This is a genomic window from Leucobacter sp. CX87 (genome assembly GCF_018682295.1).
Lineage (GTDB): Bacteria > Actinomycetota > Actinomycetes > Actinomycetales > Microbacteriaceae > Cx-87.
On the sequence record NZ_JAFIRI010000001.1, the window covers coordinates 299,421 to 322,326 of the forward strand.

A 22,906-nucleotide genomic window follows, 5' to 3' on the forward strand; every position below is an offset into this window, starting at 1 on the left:
TTGCTAGGGCAGGCGCGCCTCGAGCCCCAGCCGCACGGCCGGCCATTCGTCGTCCGTGATCGAGAAGACGACCGTGTCTCGGACTGTCCCGTTCCCGAGGATCATGTGCTTGCGCAGCACACCGTCTTGATGTGCGCCCAGTCGCGCGATCGCTGCACGCGACTGCTGGTTATGCCAATGGGTGCGAAATTCGACGGCCAGGCAGTCCAGCTCGTCGAATGCGCGCGTCAGCAGCAGCAGTTTGGCCTCGGCGTTGATCCCGGTGCCCTGGGCAGACCGACCGATCCACGTCGACCCAATCTCCAACCGGCGGTTCGCCGGCGCGAGATTTAGATATGAGGTCATGCCGACTGCACGATCGCTATCGGCGTCGATGATCGCCCAGGGCGCGAGGGTTCCAGCAGCCTGCGCTTCCCTCCTGCGCTCGATCTCGGCAAGCATTCCCTCGGGCGACGGGATGCTCGTGTACCAGGTGCGCCACAGCTCACCTGGGCCCACCGAATCGGCGAGATCGTCTCGGTGCTGCGGGCCGAGCGGCTCGAGGCGGACGCGACTACCGGCAAGAGTGGGGGTCTCGTGGCTGTTCATGTGCTCACAGTAACGGGGGAGGAGGACACCGGCGACACGATCGAACACACTTTCGAATCTCAGCTTTGGCCCATAGGATGAACGGGTGAGCATTCAGCCCCCCGCAGCCCCTGTTCGTTCCAGTTCGATGCACTCGGAAATCAGCGTCCAGGGCGCGCGCGTCCACAATCTGCAGAACGTCGACGTCGCGATCCCGCGCGACTCTCTGGTCGTGTTCACCGGTCTCTCGGGCAGCGGCAAGTCGAGCCTCGCGTTTGACACGATCTTCGCGGAGGGGCAGCGCCGCTACGTTGAGTCGTTGAGCGCGTACGCGCGTCAGTTCCTCGGCCAGGTGGACCGCCCCGACGTCGACTTCATCGAGGGATTGAGCCCGGCGGTCTCGATCGACCAGAAGTCGACGAACCGCAACCCGCGCTCGACGGTCGGCACCATCACCGAGATCTTCGACTACATGCGCCTGTTCTGGGCGCGAGTCGGCATCCCGCACTGTGCCGTCTGTGGCGAGAAGATCTCGTCGCAGACCGTCCAGCAGATCGCAGATCAGCTGATGGAGCTGCCCGAGCGCACCCGGTACCAGGTGCTCGCTCCCGTCGTGACGCAGAAGAAGGGCGAGTTCGTCGACCTGTTCACGGAGCTCGCGGCGAGCGGATATGCCCGCGCGGTCGTCGACGGCGAGGTCATCCAGCTGTCGGACCCGCCGAAGCTGAAGAAGCAGATCAAACACTCCATCTCGGTCGTCGTCGACCGCTTGGTCGCGGGCCCGGACATGCTCGGCCGACTCACCGACTCGCTCGAGACCGCGCTGCGCCTCTCCAACGGCATCGTCGAGATTGACCGGATCGACCTCGATGCGAAAGATCCTGCACGCAGCCGCCTCTATTCCGAGAAGCTCTCGTGCCCGAACCAGCACCCGGTGCAGCTCACCGAGATTGAGCCGCGCACATTCTCCTTCAACGCTCCCTTCGGCGCCTGCCCGACCTGTTCAGGACTCGGGACGAGCATGTCGGTCGACGACGAGCTGGTGCTCGGCGATCCGGCACTCTCGATCGACGAGGGTGTCATCATCCCCTGGACCAGCCAGGGCAAGAGCCTGTATCAGTACTACGAAAAGCTACTGGCCGCGCTCGCACGCGACCTCGAGTTCGACCTATCCACGCCCTGGGGTGAGCTGCACGAAGAGGTCCAGGAGGCCGTCCTGCGCGGCAACAACTTCAAGGTCAACGTGCGCTGGAAGAACCGTTTCGGCCGCGAGGTGAAGTACTCCTCGGGGTTCGAGGGCGTCATCCCGTTCATCGAGCGCCAGTACGCGGAGGCCGAGTCGGACAATCGCCGCGAGCGTTGGGCGGAGTTCCTGCGTGAGGTTCCCTGCCATGCGTGCCAAGGGCAGCGCCTCAAGCCCGAGGTCCTGGCGGTGACGATCGACGGCAGCTCCATCGCCTCCGTGACTGAGCTCAGCCTGCTCGAGGCCCAGCGCTTCTTCCGGGATGTCCAGCTGACCGAGCGCGAGGCGAAAATCGGCGCGCAGGTGCTCCGCGAGATTCGCCTGCGCTTCGACTTCCTGATCGAGGTCGGCCTCGGTTACCTGACGCTCGCCCGCGCCGCGGGCACGCTTTCCGGCGGAGAGGCACAGCGGATCCGGCTCGCGACACAGATTGGCTCAGGCCTGACCGGCGTGCTGTATGTGCTCGACGAACCCAGTATCGGCCTGCACCAGCGCGATAACCGACGCCTCATCGATACGCTCATGAAACTGCGCGAGCTCGGCAACACCCTCATCGTGGTCGAGCACGACGAAGACACGATCCGGGCGGCGGACTGGATCGTCGATATCGGCCCCGGGGCCGGAGTCGAGGGGGGCACAGTTGTGCACTCCGGCAGCTACGCCGACCTGCTCGCGAACAAACGGTCACTCACGGGTGACTACCTCGCCGGCCGGCGCAGGATCGAGGCGCGGCACGCGCGGCGTCCGATCGAACCGGGCCGCGAGCTGACTGTCGTGGGCGCGCGCGCAAACAACCTCCAGAACGTCGACGCGACGTTCCCGCTGGGAGTCTTCGTGGCCGTCACCGGCGTGAGCGGCTCGGGAAAGTCGAGCCTCGTCAACGACATCCTGTACAAGGTTCTCGCGAACCAGCTCAACGGCGCGCGTCTCGTGCCCGGGCGGCACACCCGAGTGCTCGGCCTGGAACACCTCGACAAGGTCGTGCATGTCGATCAAGCGCCGATCGGCCGCACGCCGCGCTCGAATCCCGCTACCTACACGGGTGTGTTCGACAAGATCCGCAATCTGTTCGCCGAGACCCAGGAATCGAAGATTCGTGGGTACCTTCCGGGCCGCTTCAGCTTCAACGTGAAGGGCGGCCGCTGCGAGGCCTGCTCGGGCGACGGCACGCTCAAGATCGAGATGAACTTCTTGCCGGACGTCTACGTCGCGTGCGAGGTCTGCGGCGGTTCTCGCTACAACCGCGAGACGCTACAGGTGAAGTACAAGGGCAAGTCGATCTCTGAGGTCCTCGAGATGCCGATCGCCGAGGCAGAGCAGTTCTTCGAGCCGATCTCCTCGATTCACCGATTCCTGAAGACCCTGGTGGATGTCGGGCTCGGCTACGTGCGCCTCGGCCAGAGCGCGACCACACTGTCGGGTGGCGAGGCACAGCGCGTTAAGCTCGCGACTGAGCTGCAGAAGCGGTCAAATGGACGCAGCGTGTACGTCCTTGACGAGCCGACGACTGGCCTCCACTTCGAGGACGTCCGCAAGCTCCTGATCGTGCTGAATGGCCTCGTGGAGAAGGGCAATAGCGTCCTGACCATCGAGCACAATCTCGACGTCATCATGGCGGCCGACTGGGTCATCGATCTCGGCCCGGAGGGCGGTTCCGGCGGCGGCACGGTCCTCGCGACCGGAACGCCCGAGGCGCTTGCGCTGGTTCCCGAGAGCCACACCGGGCACTTCCTCGCGGAAATGTTTGCGCGCGACGGCATTGATCCGGCGCAGAGTGTCTCGCCGAAGAAGCGCGCGGGCCGGCCCAAGAAGTCGTGATGGCCGAAACCGACCACCGGGCGAGTTTTCGGCCGGCGCAGGGAGAGATCCCGACCGCGCCCGGCGTGTACCGGTTCTCGGACAAGTACGGGCGCGTGCTCTACATCGGCAAGGCGAAGAACCTGCGCCAACGCCTCGCAAACTACTTCCAGCCGCTGCATGCGCTGCAGCCGCGCACCCAGCGCATGCTCATGCTCGCGCAGCGTCTCGACTGGACGGTCGTGGCGACCGACACGGAATCGCTCGTGCTCGAGCACACTTGGATCACGGAGTTCAGCCCGCCCTTCAACGTGCAGTTCAAGGACGACAAAACGTACCCGTACCTGGCGATCACGCTCGCGGACGACGCACCGCGCGTACTGATCACGCGCAACGAAAAGATTCGTGGCGCGCGCTACTTCGGGCCGTACCCGAAAGTATGGGCACTGAAGGAGACGGTGTCACTGCTCCAACAGGCCTTCCCGGTGCGCACCTGCAACGAGGCTGACTACCGGCGCGCCATTTCGTCGGGCCGACCCTGTCTCGCTGGGCAGATCGGGCGGTGCCACGGTCCCTGCTCGGGGAAGGTCAGTTTCGAGGAGCACCGGGAACGGATCGAACAGCTCGTCGCCTTCCTCGCGGGGAACGACGGCGTGCACCTGCGTGAGCTGCGTGAGCAGATGCAGGAGGCGGCACGCGAGCAGCATTATGAGGAGGCCGCCCGGCTGCGGGACCAGGTACAGGCGGTCGAGCACGTCCTTGAGCGCAACGCGGTGGTGCTCCGCACCGATGTGAACCTCGACGTATTCGGGCTGCGTCATGACGAGCTCTCGGCCGCGGCCCACCAGTTCATCATCCGTGGCGGCAGGGTGCGTGGCGAGCGCAGCTGGATCGTCGATGTCGAACTCGACGATTCCCCTGGAAGTTTGCTCGAGCAGGTCGTTCAGTCAGCGTACGAGGGTGACCACGAGCCGCCCGGCGAGATCTTGGTGCCGACGCTGCCCGACGACGCTTCGGCGCTCGAGGACGCGCTGTCACTGAAGCGCCCGGGCAGGGGTCGCGTGCGTCTCCGCGTGCCCGAGCGGGGAGACAAGGCGCAGCTCATGGATCGTGCGGTGCTCAACGCGGGGGAGCACCTCATTCGTTCGAAGCTCAAACGAACGGCGGATCTCGCGGCCCGCAGCGACGCCCTCGCTGAGTTGCAATCCGCCCTCGGGATGACCGAGGCCCCGCTCCGCATCGAGTGCATCGACGTTTCGCATCTGCAGGGCACGGGCGTGGTGGCGTCCCTCGTGGTCTTCGAAGATGGCCTCCCCGCGAAAGGCGCGTACCGGAAGTACCGCATCGAGCAGACGACCGACGACACCGATTCGATCTACCAGGTGGTCAGCCGTCGGGCCGCTCAACTCCGCCAGCTTCAAGACGCCGCAGAGCTCCCGGTGAGCCGCTACCGCGACCGGCCGCAACTGCTCATCGTCGATGGTGGAGAGCCACAGGTGAAGGCCGCGGCACGCGCCCTCGAGGAGCAGGGAATCACCGATGTCGTGCTCTGCGGGGTCGCGAAGCGTCTCGAGGAGCTGTGGCTGCCGGGGGACCCGTTCCCAGTAATCCTGCCTCGGTCGAGTGAGGCACTGTTTATGGTGCAGCGCGTCCGCGATGAGGCGCATCGATTCGCGATTACTTTCCAGCGTCAGACTCGGAAGGCGAGCATCTCAAGTCGGCTTTCCGAGATCCCGGGACTCGGTCCCAAGCGCGTGAAGGCCATCCTCAGTCACTTCGGCTCGGTCGCCCGACTACGGACGGCCAGCCTCGAGGAGATTGCCGCGGCGCCCGGGGTGGGAATGCAGCTGGCGGAGTCAATAGTTCGGCATCTTGGCAGCCCGAGTGAGGGTACGCTAGAGGACGACCGCACCACCCAGACGCCGGACGAGGAGGACAGCCCGTGAATGCCTTGCAGTCCGAGCAAGAGATCCTGATCGTGACCGGCATGTCGGGTGCCGGTCGGAGCACCGTCGCGAACGCGCTCGAGGACCTCGGCTGGTACGTCGTCGACAACCTGCCGCTCCCGATGCTCAAGACGTTGGCCGACATGGCAGACCGCTCAGGGGGAGCGTTGCCGAAGATCGCCGCGGTGGTCGATGTTCGCGGCCGCGACCTCTTCGACGACATCCAGCAGACGGTGCGAGACCTTCGGGCGAACGCTACGGTCCGCGTGGTCTTCCTCGACGCGACCAACGACGTCCTCGTGCGTCGCTACGAGGCTGTCCGTCGCCCGCACCCGTTGCAGGGAGAAGGCACGCTCAGCGATGGGATCGTGCTCGAGCGCGAACGGCTGCAAGAACTGCGCGCCTCGAGCGATGTAGTCATCGATACCTCGCGCTTCAACGTGCACGAACTCTCGACCGCGACCCGCGAACTGTTCTCCGACGACGACACCCCCGGGCTGCAATTGTCCGTGCAGAGTTTCGGCTTCAAGTATGGCTCTCCGACCGATGTGGACATCGTTGCTGACATGCGATTCCTCCCCAATCCGTTTTGGGAGCCGGAGCTACGTGCACTTACGGGCGTCGATCCCGAGGTAAAGTCGTACGTGCTCGCGCAGGAGGGTGCCGCAGAGTTTCTCGACCACTATGTGGCCGCACTCGCCCCCGTTTTTGCCGGGTATCAGCGAGAGAACAAGCGGCACGCTTCGCTCGCAATTGGTTGCACCGGCGGTAAGCACCGCTCGGTTGCCATGGCACGGGAGCTGGCAGACCGCCTCGCGGCGCTGCCTGGGGTGCACGTGAGCGTGCGCCACCGCGACCTCGGTCGCGAATAATCCCACGGGCAGCGCTCGCCCGACTATTCTTTGCCCTACGGATACTCGTGGGGCTCAAAATGATGTTCCGGGCCACCCGGAACAAACCCATGTGAGAGAGGAAGCCGCAGTGTCACCGACGGCCGACGTGAAGACCGAACTCGTGCAGTTTGCTGCCGCAAAAACCAGCGTTCGAGTCGCAGAAACGACGACCGTGCTCCGCTTCTCTGGCGGTTTGCACACCATCTCGGGCCGGATCGCGCTCGAGTCCGAACTGCACACTCCGCAGATCGTTCAGCGTCTGCGCCGGGCACTTGCAGAGCTCTACGGCGTTCGCTCCGAAGCGATCCAGCACCACCCCGCCAGCACCCGTCCGGGCGCTCCCGGATTCTTGGTCCGCGTCATGGACGGCGAGACCCTCGCGCGCCAGATCGGCCTGCTGGATGGTCACCGTCGTCAGATCCGCGGATTGCCGAACCGGCTCACCACCGGTGGGCGCGAAGAGCTTGCGGCCATCTGGCGCGGGGCATTCCTGGCCCGTGGCACCCTGACTGAGCCCGGCCGCTCGGCCAGCCTCGAGGTCGTCTGCCCGTCGAACGAGGCCGCGATGGCCCTCGTTGGTGCGGCCGGACGCCTGGGCGTTCCCGCGAAGAGCCGCGAGATCCGCAGCATCCACAAGGTAATGGTGCGTGATGACGAGGCGATCGGTCGCATGCTCGGCCTGATGGGTGCGCCTCAGGCCCTCGCTGCCTGGGAAGACCGGCGAAAGCAGCGCGAGACCCGCGCCACCGCGAACCGACTCGTGAACTTCGACGACGCGAACCTTCGCCGTTCGGCGCAGGCTTCCGTCGCCGCCTGCTCGCGCGTTGAGCGTGCACTCCAGATTCTCGGCGACGAGGTGCCCGATCACCTCCGCTATGCCGGAGATCTGCGGCTCGCTCACCGCGAGGCCAGCCTCGATGAGCTCGGCGCGCAGGCGGATCCGCCGCTCACGAAGGATGCCGTGGCAGGACGCATTCGCCGCTTGCTCGCGATGGCCGACAAGGCGGCGGAGACCCAGGGCATCCCGGGGACCGACGCCGGGCTTCCCGACGACATGAGCTAACGGCGTCACGCACCCTCGTGCGAGAAACGGCCGGACACCTGGAATATTCCGGGTGTCCGGCCGTTTCTGTGCGCTCGAAGCGAACCCATTTGGATAGGCATCGCGATAGGGTGGAAGGACACTGAATTAAAGGAGAAACGGCATCATGGCTGCGTACACGCTCGCTGAACTTCCCTACGACTACTCCGCTCTTGAACCGCACATCAGCGGCAAGATCATGGAGCTGCACCACGACAAGCACCACCAGGCCTATGTGACCGGCGCGAACGCCGCAGTCGACGCTCTGGCTGAAGCCCGCGAGAGCGGCAACCTTGCAAATGTGAACAAGCTTGAGAAGGACCTCGCGTTCAACCTTGGCGGTCACGTCAACCACACCATCTTCTGGAACAACATGTCGCCGGACGGCGGCGGACGCCCCGAGGGTGAGCTCGCATCGGCTATCGACGAGTTCTTCGGCAGCTTCGAAAAGTTCCAGGCACACTTCACCGCGACCGCGATGGGCGTGCAGGGCTCCGGCTGGTCGGTGCTCGCATGGGACTCGCTGGGACAGCGCGCGAACGTCGTGCAGATGTTCGATCAGCAGGGAAACCTCCCCGCTGGAACGGTTCCGCTTCTCATGCTGGACGTATGGGAGCACGCGTACTACCTCGACTACCTCAACGTCCGCGCTGACTACGTCAAGGCATTCTGGAACATCGCGAACTGGCAGGACGTCGCGAAGCGGCTCGAGGCCGCGCGTACGCAGTCGAGCGGGCTGATTCAGCTCGGCGCATAGTTCTTCGCGGGTCGGTTCCAGTTTCTGGGGCCGGCCCGCTTTGCTTTCGGCGGAAGACCGCCGATCGGTCGCCAGGGCATCCGCCCGGCGGCATCGTCATGTAACACTCACCTTCGAGTTGAAAGGCACGTGAATGGGCACACGTATCGCAATCAACGGATTCGGCCGCATTGGTCGAAACTTCCTCCGAGCTTCTCTGGCACAGGGGGCTGATCTCGACATTGTGGCGGTGAATGACCTCACCGACACGAAGACGCTGGCACACCTATTGAAGTACGACTCGGTCGGCGGTGTCCTCGATGCCGAGGTCACGCACGACGAGTCGAGCATCACGGTGAACGGCGATCGTTTCGACGTCTTCTCTGAGCGCGACCCGAAGAACCTTCCTTGGGCAAAGCTCGGCGTCGAGATCGTGATTGAGTCGACCGGTCACTTTACGAAGGTGGAGGATGCGTCGGCGCATCTCGCCGCGGGAGCGCGAAAGGTGCTGATCTCGGCGCCGGCGTACGGTCCCGCTCCGACGATCGTGATGGGCGTGAACGAGGGCGTCTACGACCCCGCGAACGATCACGTCATTTCGAACGCTTCCTGCACGACCAACTGCCTCGCCCCTCTCGCGAAGGTACTGAACGATGCGTTCGGTATTGAGCACGGAACGATGATGACGGCACACGCCTATACGGCGGATCAGGTGCTGCAGGACAGCCCGCACCGCGACCTCCGACGCGCGCGGGCTGCAGCGGTGAATATCGTCCCCACTTCGACCGGCGCTGCACACGCCATCGGCCTCGTGCTCCCCGAGCTCAGCGGAAAGCTCAACGGTTCCTCCTACCGGGTACCAATTCCCGCGGGTTCCATTGTCGATTTGACCGTGATCACGCGCGACGGGCTGACCGTCGAGGAGATCAACGCTGCCTACCTCGCGGCCGCTGGCGGTTCGCTGTCCGGTATCCTGCAATACAGCGAAGATCCGCTCGTATCGTCAGATATCGTGCAGAATCCCCACCCAACGATCTTCGACTCGGGCCTCACGAGCGTGAGCGGCCCGCTTGTCAAGGTTTCGGCCTGGTACGACAACGAGTGGGGTTACTCGAACCAGCTCGTGGACCTGGCTGAGTACGTCGCGGACACGTTGCCTGCGACGAGCTAGTCAGCGTCCCGTTTCATTTCATTTCCGCAGAAGGAGTGCTTTCGGCATGCGAACCCTCGAATCTCTCGGTGATCTCAGCACCCAGACGGTCATCGTCCGATGTGACCTCAACGTCCCGCTTAGCGACGGTGTCATTACCGACGACGGCAGGATCCGGGCGTCACTCACGACGATCCGTGAGCTCACCGCAACCGGTGCGAGGGTTGTGTTGATCAGCCACCTCGGGCGTCCCGCTGGGGCGCCCGAGGCGCGGTACTCCTTGCGCCCCGTCGCCGCGCGTCTCGCCGAGCTGCTCGACGCTCCCGTCGCATTCGCCGCCGACACCGTCGGCGACGAGGCCCGAAAGGCAGTGGCTGGCCTCGAGGCGGGCCAGGTAGCGCTCCTCGAGAACTTGCGCTTCTCGCCGGGGGAGACGAGTAAGGACGCAGGCGAGCGGCACGCGTTTGCCGCGAAGCTCGCTGAGTTTGGTACCGCATTCGTCTCAGACGGGTTCGGCGTCATGCACCGCCGACAGGCCAGCGTCACCGAACTCGCTGAGATCCTGCCCTCCGCTGCGGGCCGTCTCGTGCAGGCCGAACTGGAGGTGCTCGAACGCCTGACGGTGTCGCCCGCACGCCCGGCAACGGTGGTCCTCGGGGGCTCGAAGGTGTCCGACAAGCTCGGAGTCATCGCGCACCTGATTGAGCGCGTCGACACGCTGCTCATCGGTGGCGGCATGCTCTTCACTTTCCTTGCGGCACAGGGATATCGCGTGGGCGCGAGCCTGCTCGAGTCCGACCAGATCGAGACGGTGCGGGGGTATCTCGCCGAGGCCGAGCGCCGCGGCGTCCGGATCGTGCTGCCGACCGATGTCGTCGTGGCAGAGGCGTTCGCCGCCGATGCCGCGCACGAGATCGTCCCGGCGCATGACATCGAGTCGAGCGCCTTCGGCGCTGCCGGCATCGGTCTCGACATCGGCCCCGATTCCGCTCGCACGTTTGCGGAGGCAATCATGGGATCAGCGACGGTGTTCTGGAACGGTCCCATGGGCGTCTTCGAGATGCCCGCATTCGCGAACGGTACGCGTGAGGTCGCGCACGCCCTCACCGAAACAAGCGGCTTCACGGTCGTCGGCGGCGGTGATTCCGCGGCCGCCGTGCGCGCACTCGGATTTGCCGATGATCAGTTCGGCCACATTTCTACTGGCGGCGGCGCCAGCCTCGAGTTCCTCGAGGGAAAGCAGCTGCCTGGACTGGAGGTACTCGCGTGAGTAATGCACGTGTCCCGCTGATTGCGGGCAACTGGAAGATGAATCTCGACCACCTGCAGGCGATCGCATTCGTGCAGAAGCTGTCGTGGGGTCTGGGTGACGTCAAGCACAACTACTCCGACGTCGAGGTGGCGGTCTTCCCGCCGTACACTGACCTTCGCTCAGTGCAGACTCTCCTTGCCGCCGACAAGCTCGCCCTGCGCCTCGGTGCGCAAGACGTGTCACCGCACGAGTCGGGCGCGTATACGGGCGACATTGCCGCGCCGTTCCTCGCCAAGCTCGAGGTCCACTATGTCATCGTCGGGCATTCGGAGCGCCGCGCGGGCCATCACGAAGACGACGCGATCGTGGCGGCAAAGGCCGTCGCGACCAGCCGCGCGGGCATGGTACCGGTCATCTGCGTCGGAGAGACCGCGGAGGACCTCGAACTGCATGGCGCGTCGGCTGTCCCCGTCGCCCAGCTCGAAGCGTCGCTTGCGGGACTGCCCGAAGGCGCGGAGTATGTCGTGGCTTACGAGCCTGTCTGGGCGATCGGCAGCGGCCAAGCGGCGACTCCCGCACAGGCGCAGCAGGTCGCTCGCGCGCTGCGCGAGAAGATCTCCGAGTTGCGCGGAGAAGACGATGCCCAGCGCGTTCGCGTGCTCTACGGCGGCTCGGTCGCCAGCCAGAACATCGCGGGCTTCATGTCCCAGCCCGACATCGATGGCGCACTCATCGGTGGAGCAAGCTTGAAGATCGACGAATTCACCCGCATCGTGCAGTTCAGAAAGCACGTCACGGCGTAGTTCACTGCCCGTCGCCCGATGATTGCGTCGGGCGACGGCTATACTAGGTCAGTGGCGCGCTGCGCCGCTCTACACTTCCACGAAAGGGTTCCCCGACGTGCTCCTCGTTTTCCAGGTGATTCTGCAGGTGCTGCTGGTCATCACCAGCCTCCTGCTCATCCTGTTCATCCTGCTGCACAAGGGCCGCGGTGGCGGCCTCTCCGACATGTTTGGTGGCGGCATGATGTCGAGCCTTGGGTCGTCGGGCGTCGCAGAGCGCAACCTCAACCGCATCACGATCGTGGTCTCGATCACGTGGTTCGTGTCCATCGTGGGACTGGGCCTCATCGCCCGTTTTAGCGTTTTCTAAACGCACGTAACACTTTCGCCGTTCGCCGTCGTTTCGGCGCATCCGCATCATTAGAGGGAGAGTCTCCGCATGGCTACTGGGAGCAACGCAATTCGTGGGGCCCGCGTCGGGTCAGGTCCAATGGGCGAGAAGGATCACGGATTCCACGCCGAGCGCAACGCGGTCTCGTACTGGGACGCACTCGGCAACGAGACGATTCGCCACTTCTCGTCGGACGTTCCTGACGAGGAGATCCCCGACCAGATCGATTGCCCGCAGTCCGGCCTGCCCGCTGGTCGCGACAAGGAGAACCCTCCGAGCCTGTCCAAGCCGGAGCCCTACAAGACGCACCTCGCCTACGTGAAGGAGCGACGTACCGAGGAGGAGGCCGTCGAGTTACTCGAAGCCGCCTTGCAGAAGCTTCGCGAGCGCCGCGGTACGGCAAAGCGCGCCTAGCGTACTCGCTGTCACTCAGCCGACGCGCACCCTGGCCCTCGGGCCGCGGTGCGCGTCGGCTTTTTGGTCGGCGCAGCGCTTGTGCGCGACCCCACTATGACGTACTGAGCGCCTCGGTGTCCGCCCAGAGGACCGTCTCGACGAGACCCGAGATCCGTGCGGCTGGGAGCGGCTCCGGTCCAGGAACGCGAATGTGCGCAACTGCTTCGGCTTTGCCCGCGCCAGCCGCAAGCAGCCACACCCGATCCGCTCGCCGGATGGCGTCGAGCGTGAGCGTCACGCGCTCGGGGGGCGGCTTGGGGGAGTCGCGGACGGGAAGTGCCGACGGCACGCCTGGCCCGTCGAGCAGGAGGTCGTCTCGTCCGGGGAACAGCGACGCGACGTGCCCGTCCGGGCCGACTCCGAAGAGAGCCAGATCGATGCGCCCGAGCGAATCCACAATCGACGCGTACCGCTCGGCGGCCGCGTCAAGGCTGAAACCGGCATCCGAGGCGTCGACGCGATGCACCAGCGCAGGGTCGAGCGGAAGCGCACGTAGCAGCGCGTCGTCCGCCTGGAGCTCGTTGCGTTCCGCGTCGCCTGCGGGCAGCCAGCGCTCGTCCCCCCAGACCAGTGCGACGCGCGACCAGTCAACGGCGCTCACGGTTGCGTCACGCGCGATCGCCGCGAGCGCGGCAATACCCATGCTGCCGCCAGTCAACACGAATACCGGCACCCGACCGTCGCGCTGTACCTCGGCGAGCACGCCGAGTGCGGCGGTGGCTATCGAGGCGGCGAGAGTCTCCTGATCCGGTGCAGTCTCGAGGCGCATCATGCGAGTCCCTCCGGCAGAATCAGGATGTCGGTGGTGGGGTCTCCGAGCAGCAACGGGACCCCCTCGGTGACGACGCGCTGATAGAGCTCGTCTGGTCGGAGCAGGCGGAGGTCCTCCGCGAGGCACTCCCGAAGCGGGCGGCGCGGAAGCGGCACCTCGAGCCGGGGGTGCCCGGGCTGCTCGATTGCGACAAACGCGCCGTGACTACGCGTAATCGAGATGTCGCCGTCGGGGGAGTGGATGACGACTGAGTGAATACCCCATGTGACGCCGGCGTCGAAGGGCATCTCGCGCCGGTGGACGGGCACGCCGAGCTGCAGCCGCAGCCAGGCCGCGAGCAGCGTGGTGGACGACGAATCGGGGGTGCCGCTCACGGTCACATCACTGATCGTGCAGTGCGGGGCATTATCGAGTGCCGCGGCGAGCTGCGCGCGCCAGAGGGTGAGGCGGGCCCAGGCGAGGTCGGTGTCGCCCGGCTGCGAATCGTGCGCCAAGGCGCGGAGGCGATCGGCCGGGTCGAGAAACGCTCCCGAGTCGGTAATCCTGCGCTGCGCAAGGCGGCCGAGGGGCGTCTCCGCGGCGTGATCGGGCCAGATATCAGACCACCACACGACGACCGGCGCGTCCGGGAGCAGCAGCCCTGACACGAGCCGGTCGGGCGCCGCCGCGACGGCGCCTCGCGGGAGCAGTACGATGACCTCGCTCGCGCCGGCATCGCCGCCCACACGAATCTCCGCGTCCAGACCGTCTTTGGGCTCACGGGGCACGAGGGCGAGCTGCGAGATCCCCGGGCCAGGCCGCCCGCCGGGCTCGATGCCCGGAAGCGCGATCAGGATGACGCGCATCGGGTGCTCGCGAGAGGCGAAGTTCGCCGCCTCGATTGCCTCTTCGACTCCGTCCAGCGTGCACGGAATGACGAGGGTGAGCACGCGGCCGAGGGTAGTCGCGCCGCCCTCGATGCGCAGCGCCACCATTCGTCGGCTGAGCCCGCTAATCGTGGTGTCGGAAATCGTCTCGATCATGGTCGCCTCCAGACGCGGCCGTCACGGGCAAGCATTTCGGCGGCCCCCTCCGGGCCCCAGCTTCCCGACGCATACTGCTCGGGTGCTCCGGTGCGACGCCACTCGGCTTCGATGGGGTCAAGAATCCGCCAGGAGAGCTCCACCTCGCGCTGCCGTGGGAACAATGGCGGCTCGCCGAGCAGGACGTCCAGGATCAGACGCTCGTAGGCTTCGGGGCTCGCCTCGGTGAAGGCGTGGCTATAGCCAAAGTCCATCGTCACGTCGCGCAGTTGGTTTCCGGGGCCCGGAACCTTCGAGCTGAAGCGCGTGGTCACACCCTCATCGGGCTGGATCCGGATGACGAGGGCGTTGTTTCCGAGCGCCTCGGGAGCGACGATCGCAAAGGCGGGCTTCTTGAAGACCACGGCAATCTCGGTCACGCGTCGCGCGAGCCGCTTGCCGGTGCGGAGGTAGAAGGGGACGCCGCGCCACCGCGGGGAGTCGATACCGAGAGTGATCGCGGCAAACGTCTCGGTCCGCGAGTCGGGTGCCATTCCGTCCTCCTCGACAAACCCCCGGACATACTCGCCGCCCTGCCAGCCGCTGGCGTACTGACCGCGAGCGGTCGAGGCGGCAAGGTCTTCGGGCAGCACGACTGCACCGAGGACGCGCTCCTTCTCGACCCGGAGGTCGTCTGCTCCCAGCGAGGCTGGCTGTTCCATGGCGGTGAGCGCAAGGAGCTGCAGCAGGTGATTTTGGATCACGTCGCGCGCGGCCCCAATGCCGTCGTAGTAGCCGGCCCGCCCGGCGACCCCGATGTCCTCGGCCATCGTGATCTGCACGTGGTCGACATACTCCGAATTCCAGATTGGCTCGTACATCACGTTTGCGAACCGCAACGCGAGGATGTTCTGCACCGTCTCTTTGCCGAGATAGTGGTCAATGCGGAAGACATGCTCCGGGGGGAATACGGCGTCGATGGCCCGTCCGAGCTCCTGCGCACTCGGCAAATCGTGACCGAACGGCTTCTCGATGACGACGCGCCGCCAGGCGTCATCGTCGGCCTCGGCGAGGCCTGCGTCACGCAGGTGCCCGCCCACGACCTGGAAGGAGCTGGGCGGCACCGAGAGGTAGAACGCAGTGTTTCCACCGGTGCCACGTTCCCTACGGAGGTCCTCGAGCACGACCCGCATGCGGGCGTACGCCTCAGCGTCTTCGAACGAGCCGTTGACGAAGCGAATGCCCGTGCGGAACTGCTCCCACACGTCAGCGTCGAACTCGGTACGAGAATGCTCCCGTACCGACTCGCGGACGACATCGACGAATTGTTCGTCCGACCATTCGCGCCTGCCGAACCCGACGAGCGCAAAGCCTGGTGGGAGGAGCCCGCGATTTGCGAGGTCGTAGATCGCCGGGAGAAGCTTCTTGCGAGCGAGGTCGCCCGTGACACCGAAGAGGACGATCGCACAGGGGCCAGCAACCCGGTCAAGACGAACGTCTCCCGGCGAGCGCAGGCGATTCTCCGCGGACGGAGTTTCGCTCATCGGGCCGACCCCGGCAACGCCTGGAGCGCGGCGCGCAGCGCACGCACCCCGCTAAGCGGGTCGGCAAGCCGCAGCGAAACGACTGGCCGGCCACGCTCGACGAGCACGCTCGCGTCACCGGCGGCCTGCGCCGTCAACAGCTCGTGATAGCTCTGCGCGGAGCCGGGGATGGCCAGGTCTTCCCGCACCTCGTCGGTGAGCTGCAGGAAAACGCCCACTGCGGGACCGCCCTTGTGTAGCTGGCCGGTGGAGTGGAGGAATCGCGGGCCCCAGCCGAGCGTGACCGGCACGTCGAGCCGTTCGGCGAGCGCTTCCCGCAAACCTTCGAGCTCTGGCGCCAGCGGGGATCCTGCGTCGAGGTAGGCCTGGACCGCGAGATAGCCACTCGCGGGAAGCTGGGCAAAGAGCTCCCTCCACATAGACGTCGCGTCGGCGGGCAACTCACCGGCGGGAGCGCGCAGGATCGCCGCGCCAGCGACGTCGCTCAGGGGGCCCAGCACCGGCTCATCACGAACGCCCTGCCCGAGCAGCGCGCGGGTGGCCGTCTTCGCGGACTCGACGTCGGGCTGGTCGAACGGGTTGATGTTCATGAGACGGCCCAGCACGGCGGTCGCGGCCTCCCAGCAAAGGAACTGGGCGCCGAGGGGCCCAGCAAGGCGGTCGCCACTCGCGTGTGAGGGAAGGGGCGATACCGAAACCAGCTGTGCGGTTGACGGGAGATGCCCGACGGTCTCGGGTGAGCCCGGGTGGACCGCCACCGGCAGCACGCCGAGGCCGAGCTTCCCCGTCGACTCTGCCACGAGCTGCTCGATCCAGTCGGGCAGGCCCCAGTCGGTCGCAGCGTCGCTGTGCGCGCCTCCGGGTTCGGCGCCTGGTGCAAGCACGAGCGCGAAGCGGCTGGGGAGTCCCGCGTAAAGTGCGGCCGCGAGGCGGAGCGCCGGGTTCTCCTCTGAGTCAAGCGCGAGTCCGCCGAGGCACGCGGTGGCCTCGGCCAGGAGCGCCCGAATGTTCGCACCGGCAAGACCGGAGGGGACGAGCCCAAACGCCGTGAGTGCGGAGTAGCGTCCGCCGACGTGCGGGTCCGCGAGAAAGACGCGGTTCCCGCGCTCCCGCGCTGAGGCCTCGAACGGCGAGCCGGGATCGGTGACGACGATGATCCTGGCGGCAGGGTCAAGCCCCTGAGCGGCAAACGCCGCCTCAAATGTCTCGCGGTGGCTCTGCGTCTCAACCGTCGATCCCGACTTCGAGCTCACGACGAGTGCGGTGCGCGACAGGTCGGTTCCGAGAGCTGCGCGCACGCGGGCCGGGTGCGTCGAGTCGAGGACGATAAGGGGGACGCCGTAGCGGCGGGTGATGACCTCGGGTGCCAGGCTCGAGCCGCCCATTCCGCTCAGTACGATGCGGTCGACGCCGGCGGAGGTGAGCTCGTTGCGCAGCGCCTCAATATCGTCGATGAGTGCTTCGGTGGAACCGGCGAGGCCCGCCGGGCGGACCCAGCCCAGACGGACAGACGCCTCGGGCTGCGCCGCGGGCCCCCAGAGCGAGTCGTCCGCAGCGAACAGGCGGCTTGCCACGCGATCGCGGATCAGCGAGGCGAGAGCCTCGTCTGCCGCGGCCGGCGCGGCCAGGGTGAGCGCGAGTGGCGCCGGAGTCACTGTGCGCCCTTCAGCGCGGTATCAACCATCTCCACCAGTTCGTCCCATGACGCGTCAAACTTGGCGAGGCCCTCGACCTCCAGCAAATCGGTCACCTCGGTGTAGTCGATGCCCACGCCGTCCAGAGCGTTGAGGTGCGCGTTCGACTCGGAGAAGGTGCCTGAGATGGTGTCGCCCCGGACCACGCCGTGGTCGGCCGTTGCCTCGAGGGTGCCGGCGGGCATCGTGTTGACGACGCCCTCCGCGACCAACTCGACGACGTAACGCGTGTCGGGCAGGCTTGGATCCTTCACACCGGTTGACGCCCACAGCGGCCGCTGCGAGTTTGCGCCCGCAGCCAGTAGCATCCGGGCCCGTTCGCTCGCGAAGGACTCCAAGAAGATCTCGTATGCAAGGCGGGCGTTGGCGATTCCCGCGTCGCTGCGCAAGGCGAGCGCCTCGTCCGTGCCAACCTCGTTCAGACGGCGGTCCACCTCGGTATCGACGCGCGAGACGAAGAACGAAGCGACCGAGTGGATGCCGGCGAGCGGGATGCCCGCGGCGCGCGCCTGCTCGAGGCCCGTGAGGTATGCGTTTGTGACGGCGCGGTAGCGCTCCAGACTGAAGATGAGGGTGACGTTGACGCTGATGCCGGCGGCGATCGCGGCAGTGATCGCGGGCAGCCCCTCTTCGGTTGCCGGGATCTTGATCATCGCGTTGGGACGGTTGATCCGTGCCCACAACTCTTTCGCCTGCGCGACCGTTCCCTCGGTGTCCCGAGCGAGCGACGGAGCGACTTCGATCGAGACGCGTCCGTCGTAGCCGTGTGTCCGCTCGAAGATCGGCTGGAACACGTCGCACGCGTCGGAAACGTCGCGGGACATGAGCTCGAAAATCGTCGCCTCGGTACTCATGCCCGCAGCGCGGGCCTCTGCGACGCCCTCCGCGTAGGCCTGACCGTTCGCAAATGCGCCAGCGAAGATCGTCGGGTTGGTGGTGACGCCCACCACATCGCGCGTCTCGATGAGCTCAACAAGGTTTCCACTGTCCAGCCGCTCGCGCGACAGGTCGTCGAGCCAAATGCTGACGCCAGCGCGGCTGAGCAGTGCGGTGGGGGAGTCATTCATGGTGTTTCTCCTCTTGCTGAGCGGAATCGAGAATCAATCGTTGCGTGATGCGGTGGGCGACGAGCCGAGCTAGCTCGCGATGGACTCGCGGGCCGCGGCAACAACGGCGTCGGTCGTGATGCCGAACTCGCGGAACAGCGTCTCGTAGTCGGCCGAGGCACCGAAGTGCTCGATCGACACCGAGCGGCCGCGGTCACCGACAATGCCTGTCCAGGTCAGGGCAAGCCCGGCCTCGACGCTGACGCGTGCGGTCACGGCCGCGGGAAGCACCGATTCGCGGTACTCGGCGGTCTGCTCGTCAAACCACTCGAGGCAAGGCGCCGAGACGACGCGGGCCCCCACGCCCTCGGCGGCGAGACGCTCGCGGGCCTCGACCGCGAGCTGCACCTCGGAACCGGTGGCGATCAACAGCACGTCCACCGAGTCTGTGGGTGAATCGACGAGCACATAGGCGCCCTTGCGCGCACCCTCGGCCGAGGCGAAGTCGCCCCCGCGAGGCAGCACCGGCACGTTCTGGCGGGTCAGCGCGATGCCGGTGGGACCAGCGTGGCGCGACAGGATCTCGTGCCAGGCAACGGACACCTCGTTCGCGTCCGCGGGGCGCACCATGGCGAGGTTTGGAATCGCGCGCAGCGTCGCAAGCTGCTCAATCGGCTGGTGGGTCGGCCCGTCCTCGCCGAGGGCGACCGAGTCGTGCGTCCAGACGAAGATGCTCGGCACGTTCATGAGCGCCGCGAGACGGACCGCGGGGCGCATGTAGTCGCTGAAGATGAGGAAGGTGCCGCCGTAGCTGCGGGTCTTCCCGTGCAGCTGAATACCATTCAGGATCGCGCCCATGGCGTGCTCGCGGATGCCGAAGTGCAGCACGCGGCCGTAGGGATCGCCGCTCCAACTCGAGGTGGAGTGGTTCACCGGCACGAACGAGGCCGCGTTCGGGATGGTCGTATTGTTCGATCCTGCGAGGTCGGCGGAGCCGCCCCAGAGCTCGGGCATGATCGGGCCGAGGGCCGCGAGTACCTTGCCGCTCGCCGAGCGGGTGGCGACGCTCTCACCGGGGGTGAAGGTCGGCAGCGCGGCGGCCGCCTCGGCGGGAAGTTCCTGCGCCTCGATGCGGTCGAACAGCGCCTTGCGCTCGGGGTTCGCCGCGGCCCACGAGTCAAAGCCAGCCTGCCACTCGGCGCGCGTCTGCGCGCCTCGGGTCAGTGCCTCACGGGTGTGGGCGATGACCTCGGGCTCGACGACGAAGTGCTGCTCGGGGTCGAAGTCGAGGGCGACCTTCAGCCCGGCGAGCTCTTCGGCTCCGAGCTTCGAGCCATGGATGCCGCCGGTGTTCTGCTTGCCCGGGCTCGGCCACCCAATAATCGTGCTCAGGATGATGAGCGAGGGCTTGCCCGTCTCAGCCTTCGCGGCCTCGATCGCGGCGTTCAGCTCGCGGACGTCCTCGACGTAGGCGCCGGTGCGCTTCCAATCGACGTGCAGCACCTGCCAACCGTAGGCTTCGTAGCGCTTCGCGACGTCCTCGGAGAACGAGATATCGGTGTCGTCCTCGATCGAGATCTGGTTGCTGTCGTAGATCGCAATGAGGTTGCCGAGCTCCTGGTGCCCGGCGAGCGACGACGCCTCGGCGGTCACGCCCTCCTGGAGGTCTCCATCGCCGGCGACCACGTAGATATGGTGATCGAACGGGCTCGTCCCGGGCGCTGCCTCGGGGTCGAACAGGCCGCGCTCGTACCGTGCGGCATAGGCGAAGCCGACGGCAGAGGCGAGGCCCTGGCCGAGCGGTCCGGTCGTAATCTCCACGCCGCGCGTGTGGCCGTACTCGGGGTGACCCGGGGTCTTCGAGCCCCAGCGGCGCAGCGCCTTCAGATCATCAAGCTCGAGGCCGTAGCCACCGAGGTACAACTGGACATACTGCGTCAGCGACGAGTGGCCCACCGACAGGATGAAGCGGTCGCGGCCGATCCAGTCGGTATCGCTCGGGTCGTGGCGCATGACCTTCTGGTGCAGCAGGTACGAGACCGGTGCGAGGCTAATGGCGGTCCCAGGATGTCCATTGCCGACGCTTTCGACAGCGTCAGCAGCGAGCACACGAGCGGTATCTACCGCTCGGTCGTCGCGTTCATCCCAGTGCAGTTCGTTCGACAATTCGTCAGCCTCTCCGGACGTGTTGGGGGAGGGGGCTGCCCGAGCTCGGTCTGCCCCCGAAGTTCACCGCAAACCAGACTACCGTGCATGGCGCCCTCGACGCCCCTGTCGACGCGCGCATGCGCTCAGGTTGCGCATCCCTCGCCTGGCGTAGACTGTTTCGCGATGTCATCCGAGACCTTGTCCCCGCGTCGTCCCTCCGCTTCGACTTCCTCGACACTCGTGCGTCGCGTGAAAGCGTATGTCGCTTTAACGAAACCACGAGTGGTCGAGTTGCTGCTGGTGGTGACGGTTCCGGCCATGATTCTTGCGGCGCACGCGCTGCCAAGCCTCTGGCTCGTTTTGGCGACGCTGATTGGCGGCGCGATGAGCGCCGGCTCGGCAGGCGCGTTCAACTGCTACATCGATCGCGACATGGACCGCTTGATGAAACGGACCAGCAAGCGTCCGCTCGTCACGGGGGAAATCTCGGACCGCAACGCGCTCATCTTCGCGTGGGTGCTCGGCATCGCCTCGATCGTGTGGCTCTGGCTCACCACGAACTGGCTCGCCGCCGCACTCTCGCTCGCCGCGATCCTGTTCTATGTCGTCTTGTACACGCTGATTCTCAAGCGCCACAGTGAGCAGAACATCATCTGGGGCGGCCTGGCCGGCTGCTTCCCCGTGCTCATCGGCTGGGCCGCCGTCACCGAGAGCCTCTCGTGGCCGCCGTTCATCCTCTTCCTCATCATCTTCCTCTGGACACCGCCGCACTACTGGCCGCTCTCCATGCGGTACCGCGACGACTACGCCGCGGCGGGTGTGCCGATGCTCGGCGTCGTCCGCGGCCGCATTACGGTCGGCCTGCAGATCATCCTCTACACCTGGGCGACGGTCGTCAGCTCGTTGCTGTTGATCCCCGTCGCGGACATGGGTTGGACGTACACGGCCGTGGCGCTGCTCACGGGCGGCTACTTCATCGTCGCGGCGCATCGGCTCTACAGCAGCGCGATTCGCGGTGCCGAGGGTAAGCCGATGCAGCTCTTCCACGGCTCGATCACGTACCTGTCGGTGCTGTTCCTCGCGATCGCGATCGACCCGCTACTGCCCTTCTAGCCGTCTGCGCAGGATCCAGGCGTCTCCCTTCGGGAGGCGCCTGTTCTGTTTCTGGGTCCCCGCTCCGCAGCGCTCGGAGCGTCAGCTCGACAGCCATCGCTGCGTTCGGCACTCGGAGCTGACTCAGTTCCCTTCGCCGGTCCGCTTCCGACATCTCCGTGGCGCCGAGGGAACTCGCGACGGTTGCGAGTTCGCGCCCAAGGGATGCGCAACGAGGCGAGGGTGGGTAGCCCAACGGCCACCCACCCTCGCCTGGACGAGCCAGCGAGCTAGGCGACGATCGCCACTCGCACCCGCTGGCGCGTCTCGACGAGCATGAGGAACAGGGCCGAGGCGAGCAGGCAGGCGAGCACCATATGGATGCCCACGAGCAGCGGAGGGAGCGCCAGGCGGGCCTGCGCGATGCCGACCATGATTTGGAGGGCCATGACCACGAGCGCCCAACCCGCAAAACGCTGCACTGAGAACGCACGCTCCTGGTACGCCAGGAAGCAGACCAGCGCGGTGAAGATAAGCGTCGCGTAGGCGGGCGCAACGTGAAGCGTCTGCACGACGGCAGAGTCGAGTCCGTTGCGCGCAGCGCCGCCGTCGCCGGCGTGGGGGCCCGATCCGGTGAGGAGCGTGCCGACCACGACCGTAATCATGCCGACAATGGTGGCGATCCAGGCGTTCTGCAACAGGGGCGCGGAGACCGCCAGTGCGCGCGGGCCGCCCGGCTCGTACGCGCGCTTCACGAGGAGCGCGGCGAGCATGACGAGGACGACGCTCACGAGGAAGTGCACGCCGACGACGTACGGGTTCAGGTCCGACAGCACCGTGATCCCACCCAGGACTGCCTGGATCGGGATGCTGAGGGTCGGGACAACGACTAGCCAGAAGAGGTCGGGGCGTGCCTTCCGGAACTTCCAGAGCGCGATGAGCGCGAGAATGGCCACGATTTCGAGCAGGAAGAAGAGCGTCCGGTTCCCGAACTCAATATAGGAATGAATGCCCATTGCCGGGTTGTGCACGAACGAGTCCGCGGTGCATTTCGGCCAGGTGTCGCAGCCGAGGCCCGATCCGGTCAGTCGCACGGCCCCACCGGTGGCCACAATGAGGACCTGGGTGACGAACACCCACCACGCCAGGATCCTGATGCGGCGGGGGAGCCGGGGACCAGGTTCGTGCGCCGAGGTGGCGGCTGTGGGGCGGACGGTGGCATCAGGCACGATTGCTCCTTAGGCGCGACGGGCCAATCTGAACGCGTAAAAAGACGCGCACGGCAGACCCTCCCTTTTTCGCGGGAATTCTGTAG

At 66.2% G+C, this 22,906-nt stretch carries 19 protein-coding genes; 11 read left to right on the forward strand and 8 right to left on the reverse strand.

Annotated features, from left to right (window positions below):
- Window positions 1–3: 3 nt before the first annotated feature.
- Window positions 4–588 carry a GNAT family N-acetyltransferase gene (locus KOE53_RS01420; protein ID WP_188057118.1) on the reverse strand — a complete coding sequence of 195 codons (585 nt, stop codon included), beginning with the start codon at window positions 586–588 and terminating at the stop codon, window positions 4–6.
- Window positions 589–715: 127 nt separating this feature from the next.
- Here KOE53_RS01420 and uvrA point away from each other — a divergent pair, with 127 nt between their 5' ends.
- From uvrA to KOE53_RS01470, 10 genes are all read left to right on the forward strand, one after another.
- Entirely contained in the window at window positions 716–3,628 is a 2,913-nt protein-coding gene (gene uvrA, locus KOE53_RS01425; RefSeq protein ID WP_188057309.1) for an excinuclease ABC subunit UvrA, read from the forward strand.
- Entirely contained in the window at window positions 3,628–5,553 is a 1,926-nt protein-coding gene (gene uvrC / locus KOE53_RS01430; RefSeq protein WP_188057119.1) for an excinuclease ABC subunit UvrC, read from the forward strand. The genes uvrA and uvrC overlap by 1 nt, the downstream gene beginning before the upstream one ends.
- Window positions 5,550–6,425: an RNase adapter RapZ gene (gene rapZ, locus KOE53_RS01435; RefSeq protein WP_188057120.1), complete on the forward strand. Its 876-nt coding sequence runs from the start codon at window positions 5,550–5,552 to the stop codon at window positions 6,423–6,425. The genes uvrC and rapZ overlap by 4 nt, the downstream gene beginning before the upstream one ends.
- 109 nt (window positions 6,426–6,534) lie before the next feature.
- Window positions 6,535–7,509 (forward strand): DNA-binding protein WhiA, encoded by a 975-nt coding sequence (gene whiA, locus KOE53_RS01440; RefSeq protein ID WP_188057121.1) that lies wholly within the window; start codon window positions 6,535–6,537, stop codon window positions 7,507–7,509.
- A gap of 145 nt (window positions 7,510–7,654) precedes the next feature.
- Window positions 7,655–8,284, forward strand: coding sequence for a superoxide dismutase (locus KOE53_RS01445; protein ID WP_188044780.1), 630 nt, complete (start codon window positions 7,655–7,657; stop codon window positions 8,282–8,284).
- 133 nt (window positions 8,285–8,417) lie between these two features.
- Window positions 8,418–9,434 carry a type I glyceraldehyde-3-phosphate dehydrogenase gene (gene gap / locus KOE53_RS01450; protein ID WP_188044779.1) on the forward strand — a complete coding sequence of 339 codons (1,017 nt, stop codon included), beginning with the start codon at window positions 8,418–8,420 and terminating at the stop codon, window positions 9,432–9,434.
- 46 nt (window positions 9,435–9,480) lie between these two features.
- Complete coding sequence (locus KOE53_RS01455) at window positions 9,481–10,683, forward strand: phosphoglycerate kinase (protein WP_188057122.1); 1,203 nt, start codon at window positions 9,481–9,483, stop codon at window positions 10,681–10,683.
- On the forward strand, window positions 10,680–11,468 hold the full coding sequence (tpiA, locus tag KOE53_RS01460) for a triose-phosphate isomerase (protein ID WP_188057123.1): 789 nt from the start codon (window positions 10,680–10,682) through the stop codon (window positions 11,466–11,468). The genes KOE53_RS01455 and tpiA overlap by 4 nt, the downstream gene beginning before the upstream one ends.
- Before the next feature lie 97 nt (window positions 11,469–11,565).
- Window positions 11,566–11,817, forward strand: a complete 252-nt coding sequence (gene secG, locus KOE53_RS01465) for a preprotein translocase subunit SecG (RefSeq protein WP_188044776.1) — start codon at window positions 11,566–11,568, stop codon at window positions 11,815–11,817.
- Window positions 11,818–11,886: 69 nt separating this feature from the next.
- Window positions 11,887–12,252 carry an RNA polymerase-binding protein RbpA gene (locus tag KOE53_RS01470; RefSeq protein WP_188044775.1) on the forward strand — a complete coding sequence of 122 codons (366 nt, stop codon included), beginning with the start codon at window positions 11,887–11,889 and terminating at the stop codon, window positions 12,250–12,252.
- A gap of 94 nt (window positions 12,253–12,346) precedes the next feature.
- Here KOE53_RS01470 and pgl read toward each other — a convergent pair whose 3' ends face one another.
- The 6 genes from pgl to tkt all read right to left on the reverse strand — a co-directional run bounded on the left by pgl (window position 12,347) and on the right by tkt (window position 20,517).
- Complete coding sequence (gene pgl / locus KOE53_RS01475) at window positions 12,347–13,066, reverse strand: 6-phosphogluconolactonase (protein ID WP_251364042.1); 720 nt, start codon at window positions 13,064–13,066, stop codon at window positions 12,347–12,349.
- Window positions 13,063–14,088 carry a glucose-6-phosphate dehydrogenase assembly protein OpcA gene (locus KOE53_RS01480; protein ID WP_188057124.1) on the reverse strand — a complete coding sequence of 342 codons (1,026 nt, stop codon included), beginning with the start codon at window positions 14,086–14,088 and terminating at the stop codon, window positions 13,063–13,065. Before KOE53_RS01480 ends, pgl begins: the two co-directional genes overlap by 4 nt.
- Window positions 14,085–15,611 carry a glucose-6-phosphate dehydrogenase gene (gene zwf, locus KOE53_RS01485; RefSeq protein ID WP_188057125.1) on the reverse strand — a complete coding sequence of 509 codons (1,527 nt, stop codon included), beginning with the start codon at window positions 15,609–15,611 and terminating at the stop codon, window positions 14,085–14,087. Before zwf ends, KOE53_RS01480 begins: the two co-directional genes overlap by 4 nt.
- Window positions 15,608–17,266 carry a glucose-6-phosphate isomerase gene (locus KOE53_RS01490; protein WP_188057126.1) on the reverse strand — a complete coding sequence of 553 codons (1,659 nt, stop codon included), beginning with the start codon at window positions 17,264–17,266 and terminating at the stop codon, window positions 15,608–15,610. Before KOE53_RS01490 ends, zwf begins: the two co-directional genes overlap by 4 nt.
- Window positions 17,263–18,372 carry a transaldolase gene (gene tal / locus KOE53_RS01495; RefSeq protein WP_188057127.1) on the reverse strand — a complete coding sequence of 370 codons (1,110 nt, stop codon included), beginning with the start codon at window positions 18,370–18,372 and terminating at the stop codon, window positions 17,263–17,265. Before tal ends, KOE53_RS01490 begins: the two co-directional genes overlap by 4 nt.
- Before the next feature lie 69 nt (window positions 18,373–18,441).
- Complete coding sequence (gene tkt / locus KOE53_RS01500) at window positions 18,442–20,517, reverse strand: transketolase (protein ID WP_188057128.1); 2,076 nt, start codon at window positions 20,515–20,517, stop codon at window positions 18,442–18,444.
- A 165-nt stretch (window positions 20,518–20,682) separates the two neighbouring features.
- Between tkt and KOE53_RS01505 the strand changes: the two genes are divergently transcribed.
- Window positions 20,683–21,612: a heme o synthase gene (locus KOE53_RS01505; RefSeq protein WP_188057129.1), complete on the forward strand. Its 930-nt coding sequence runs from the start codon at window positions 20,683–20,685 to the stop codon at window positions 21,610–21,612.
- Between the two features lie 269 nt (window positions 21,613–21,881).
- On the opposite strand, the gene KOE53_RS01510 is transcribed toward KOE53_RS01505, so the two are convergent.
- Window positions 21,882–22,820, reverse strand: a complete 939-nt coding sequence (locus tag KOE53_RS01510) for a COX15/CtaA family protein (protein WP_353055548.1) — start codon at window positions 22,818–22,820, stop codon at window positions 21,882–21,884.
- Window positions 22,821–22,906 lie beyond the last annotated feature (86 nt).

Excerpts from the sequence above, each read along its gene's own strand:
- KOE53_RS01420 (WP_188057118.1), bottom strand. The coding sequence starts at position 588 with ATGAACAGCCACGAGACCCCCACTCTTGCCGGTAGTCGCGTCCGCCTC.
- uvrA (WP_188057309.1), top strand. The coding sequence starts at position 716 with ATGCACTCGGAAATCAGCGTCCAGGGCGCGCGCGTCCACAATCTGCAG.
- uvrC (WP_188057119.1), top strand. The coding sequence starts at position 3,628 with ATGGCCGAAACCGACCACCGGGCGAGTTTTCGGCCGGCGCAGGGAGAG.
- KOE53_RS01445 (WP_188044780.1), top strand. The coding sequence starts at position 7,655 with ATGGCTGCGTACACGCTCGCTGAACTTCCCTACGACTACTCCGCTCTT.
- gap (WP_188044779.1), top strand. The coding sequence starts at position 8,418 with ATGGGCACACGTATCGCAATCAACGGATTCGGCCGCATTGGTCGAAAC.
- KOE53_RS01455 (WP_188057122.1), top strand. The coding sequence starts at position 9,481 with ATGCGAACCCTCGAATCTCTCGGTGATCTCAGCACCCAGACGGTCATC.
- KOE53_RS01470 (WP_188044775.1), top strand. The coding sequence starts at position 11,887 with ATGGCTACTGGGAGCAACGCAATTCGTGGGGCCCGCGTCGGGTCAGGT.
- pgl (WP_251364042.1), bottom strand. The coding sequence starts at position 13,066 with ATGATGCGCCTCGAGACTGCACCGGATCAGGAGACTCTCGCCGCCTCG.
- KOE53_RS01480 (WP_188057124.1), bottom strand. The coding sequence starts at position 14,088 with ATGATCGAGACGATTTCCGACACCACGATTAGCGGGCTCAGCCGACGA.
- zwf (WP_188057125.1), bottom strand. The coding sequence starts at position 15,611 with ATGAGCGAAACTCCGTCCGCGGAGAATCGCCTGCGCTCGCCGGGAGAC.
- tal (WP_188057127.1), bottom strand. The coding sequence starts at position 18,372 with ATGAATGACTCCCCCACCGCACTGCTCAGCCGCGCTGGCGTCAGCATT.
- KOE53_RS01505 (WP_188057129.1), top strand. The coding sequence starts at position 20,683 with ATGTCATCCGAGACCTTGTCCCCGCGTCGTCCCTCCGCTTCGACTTCC.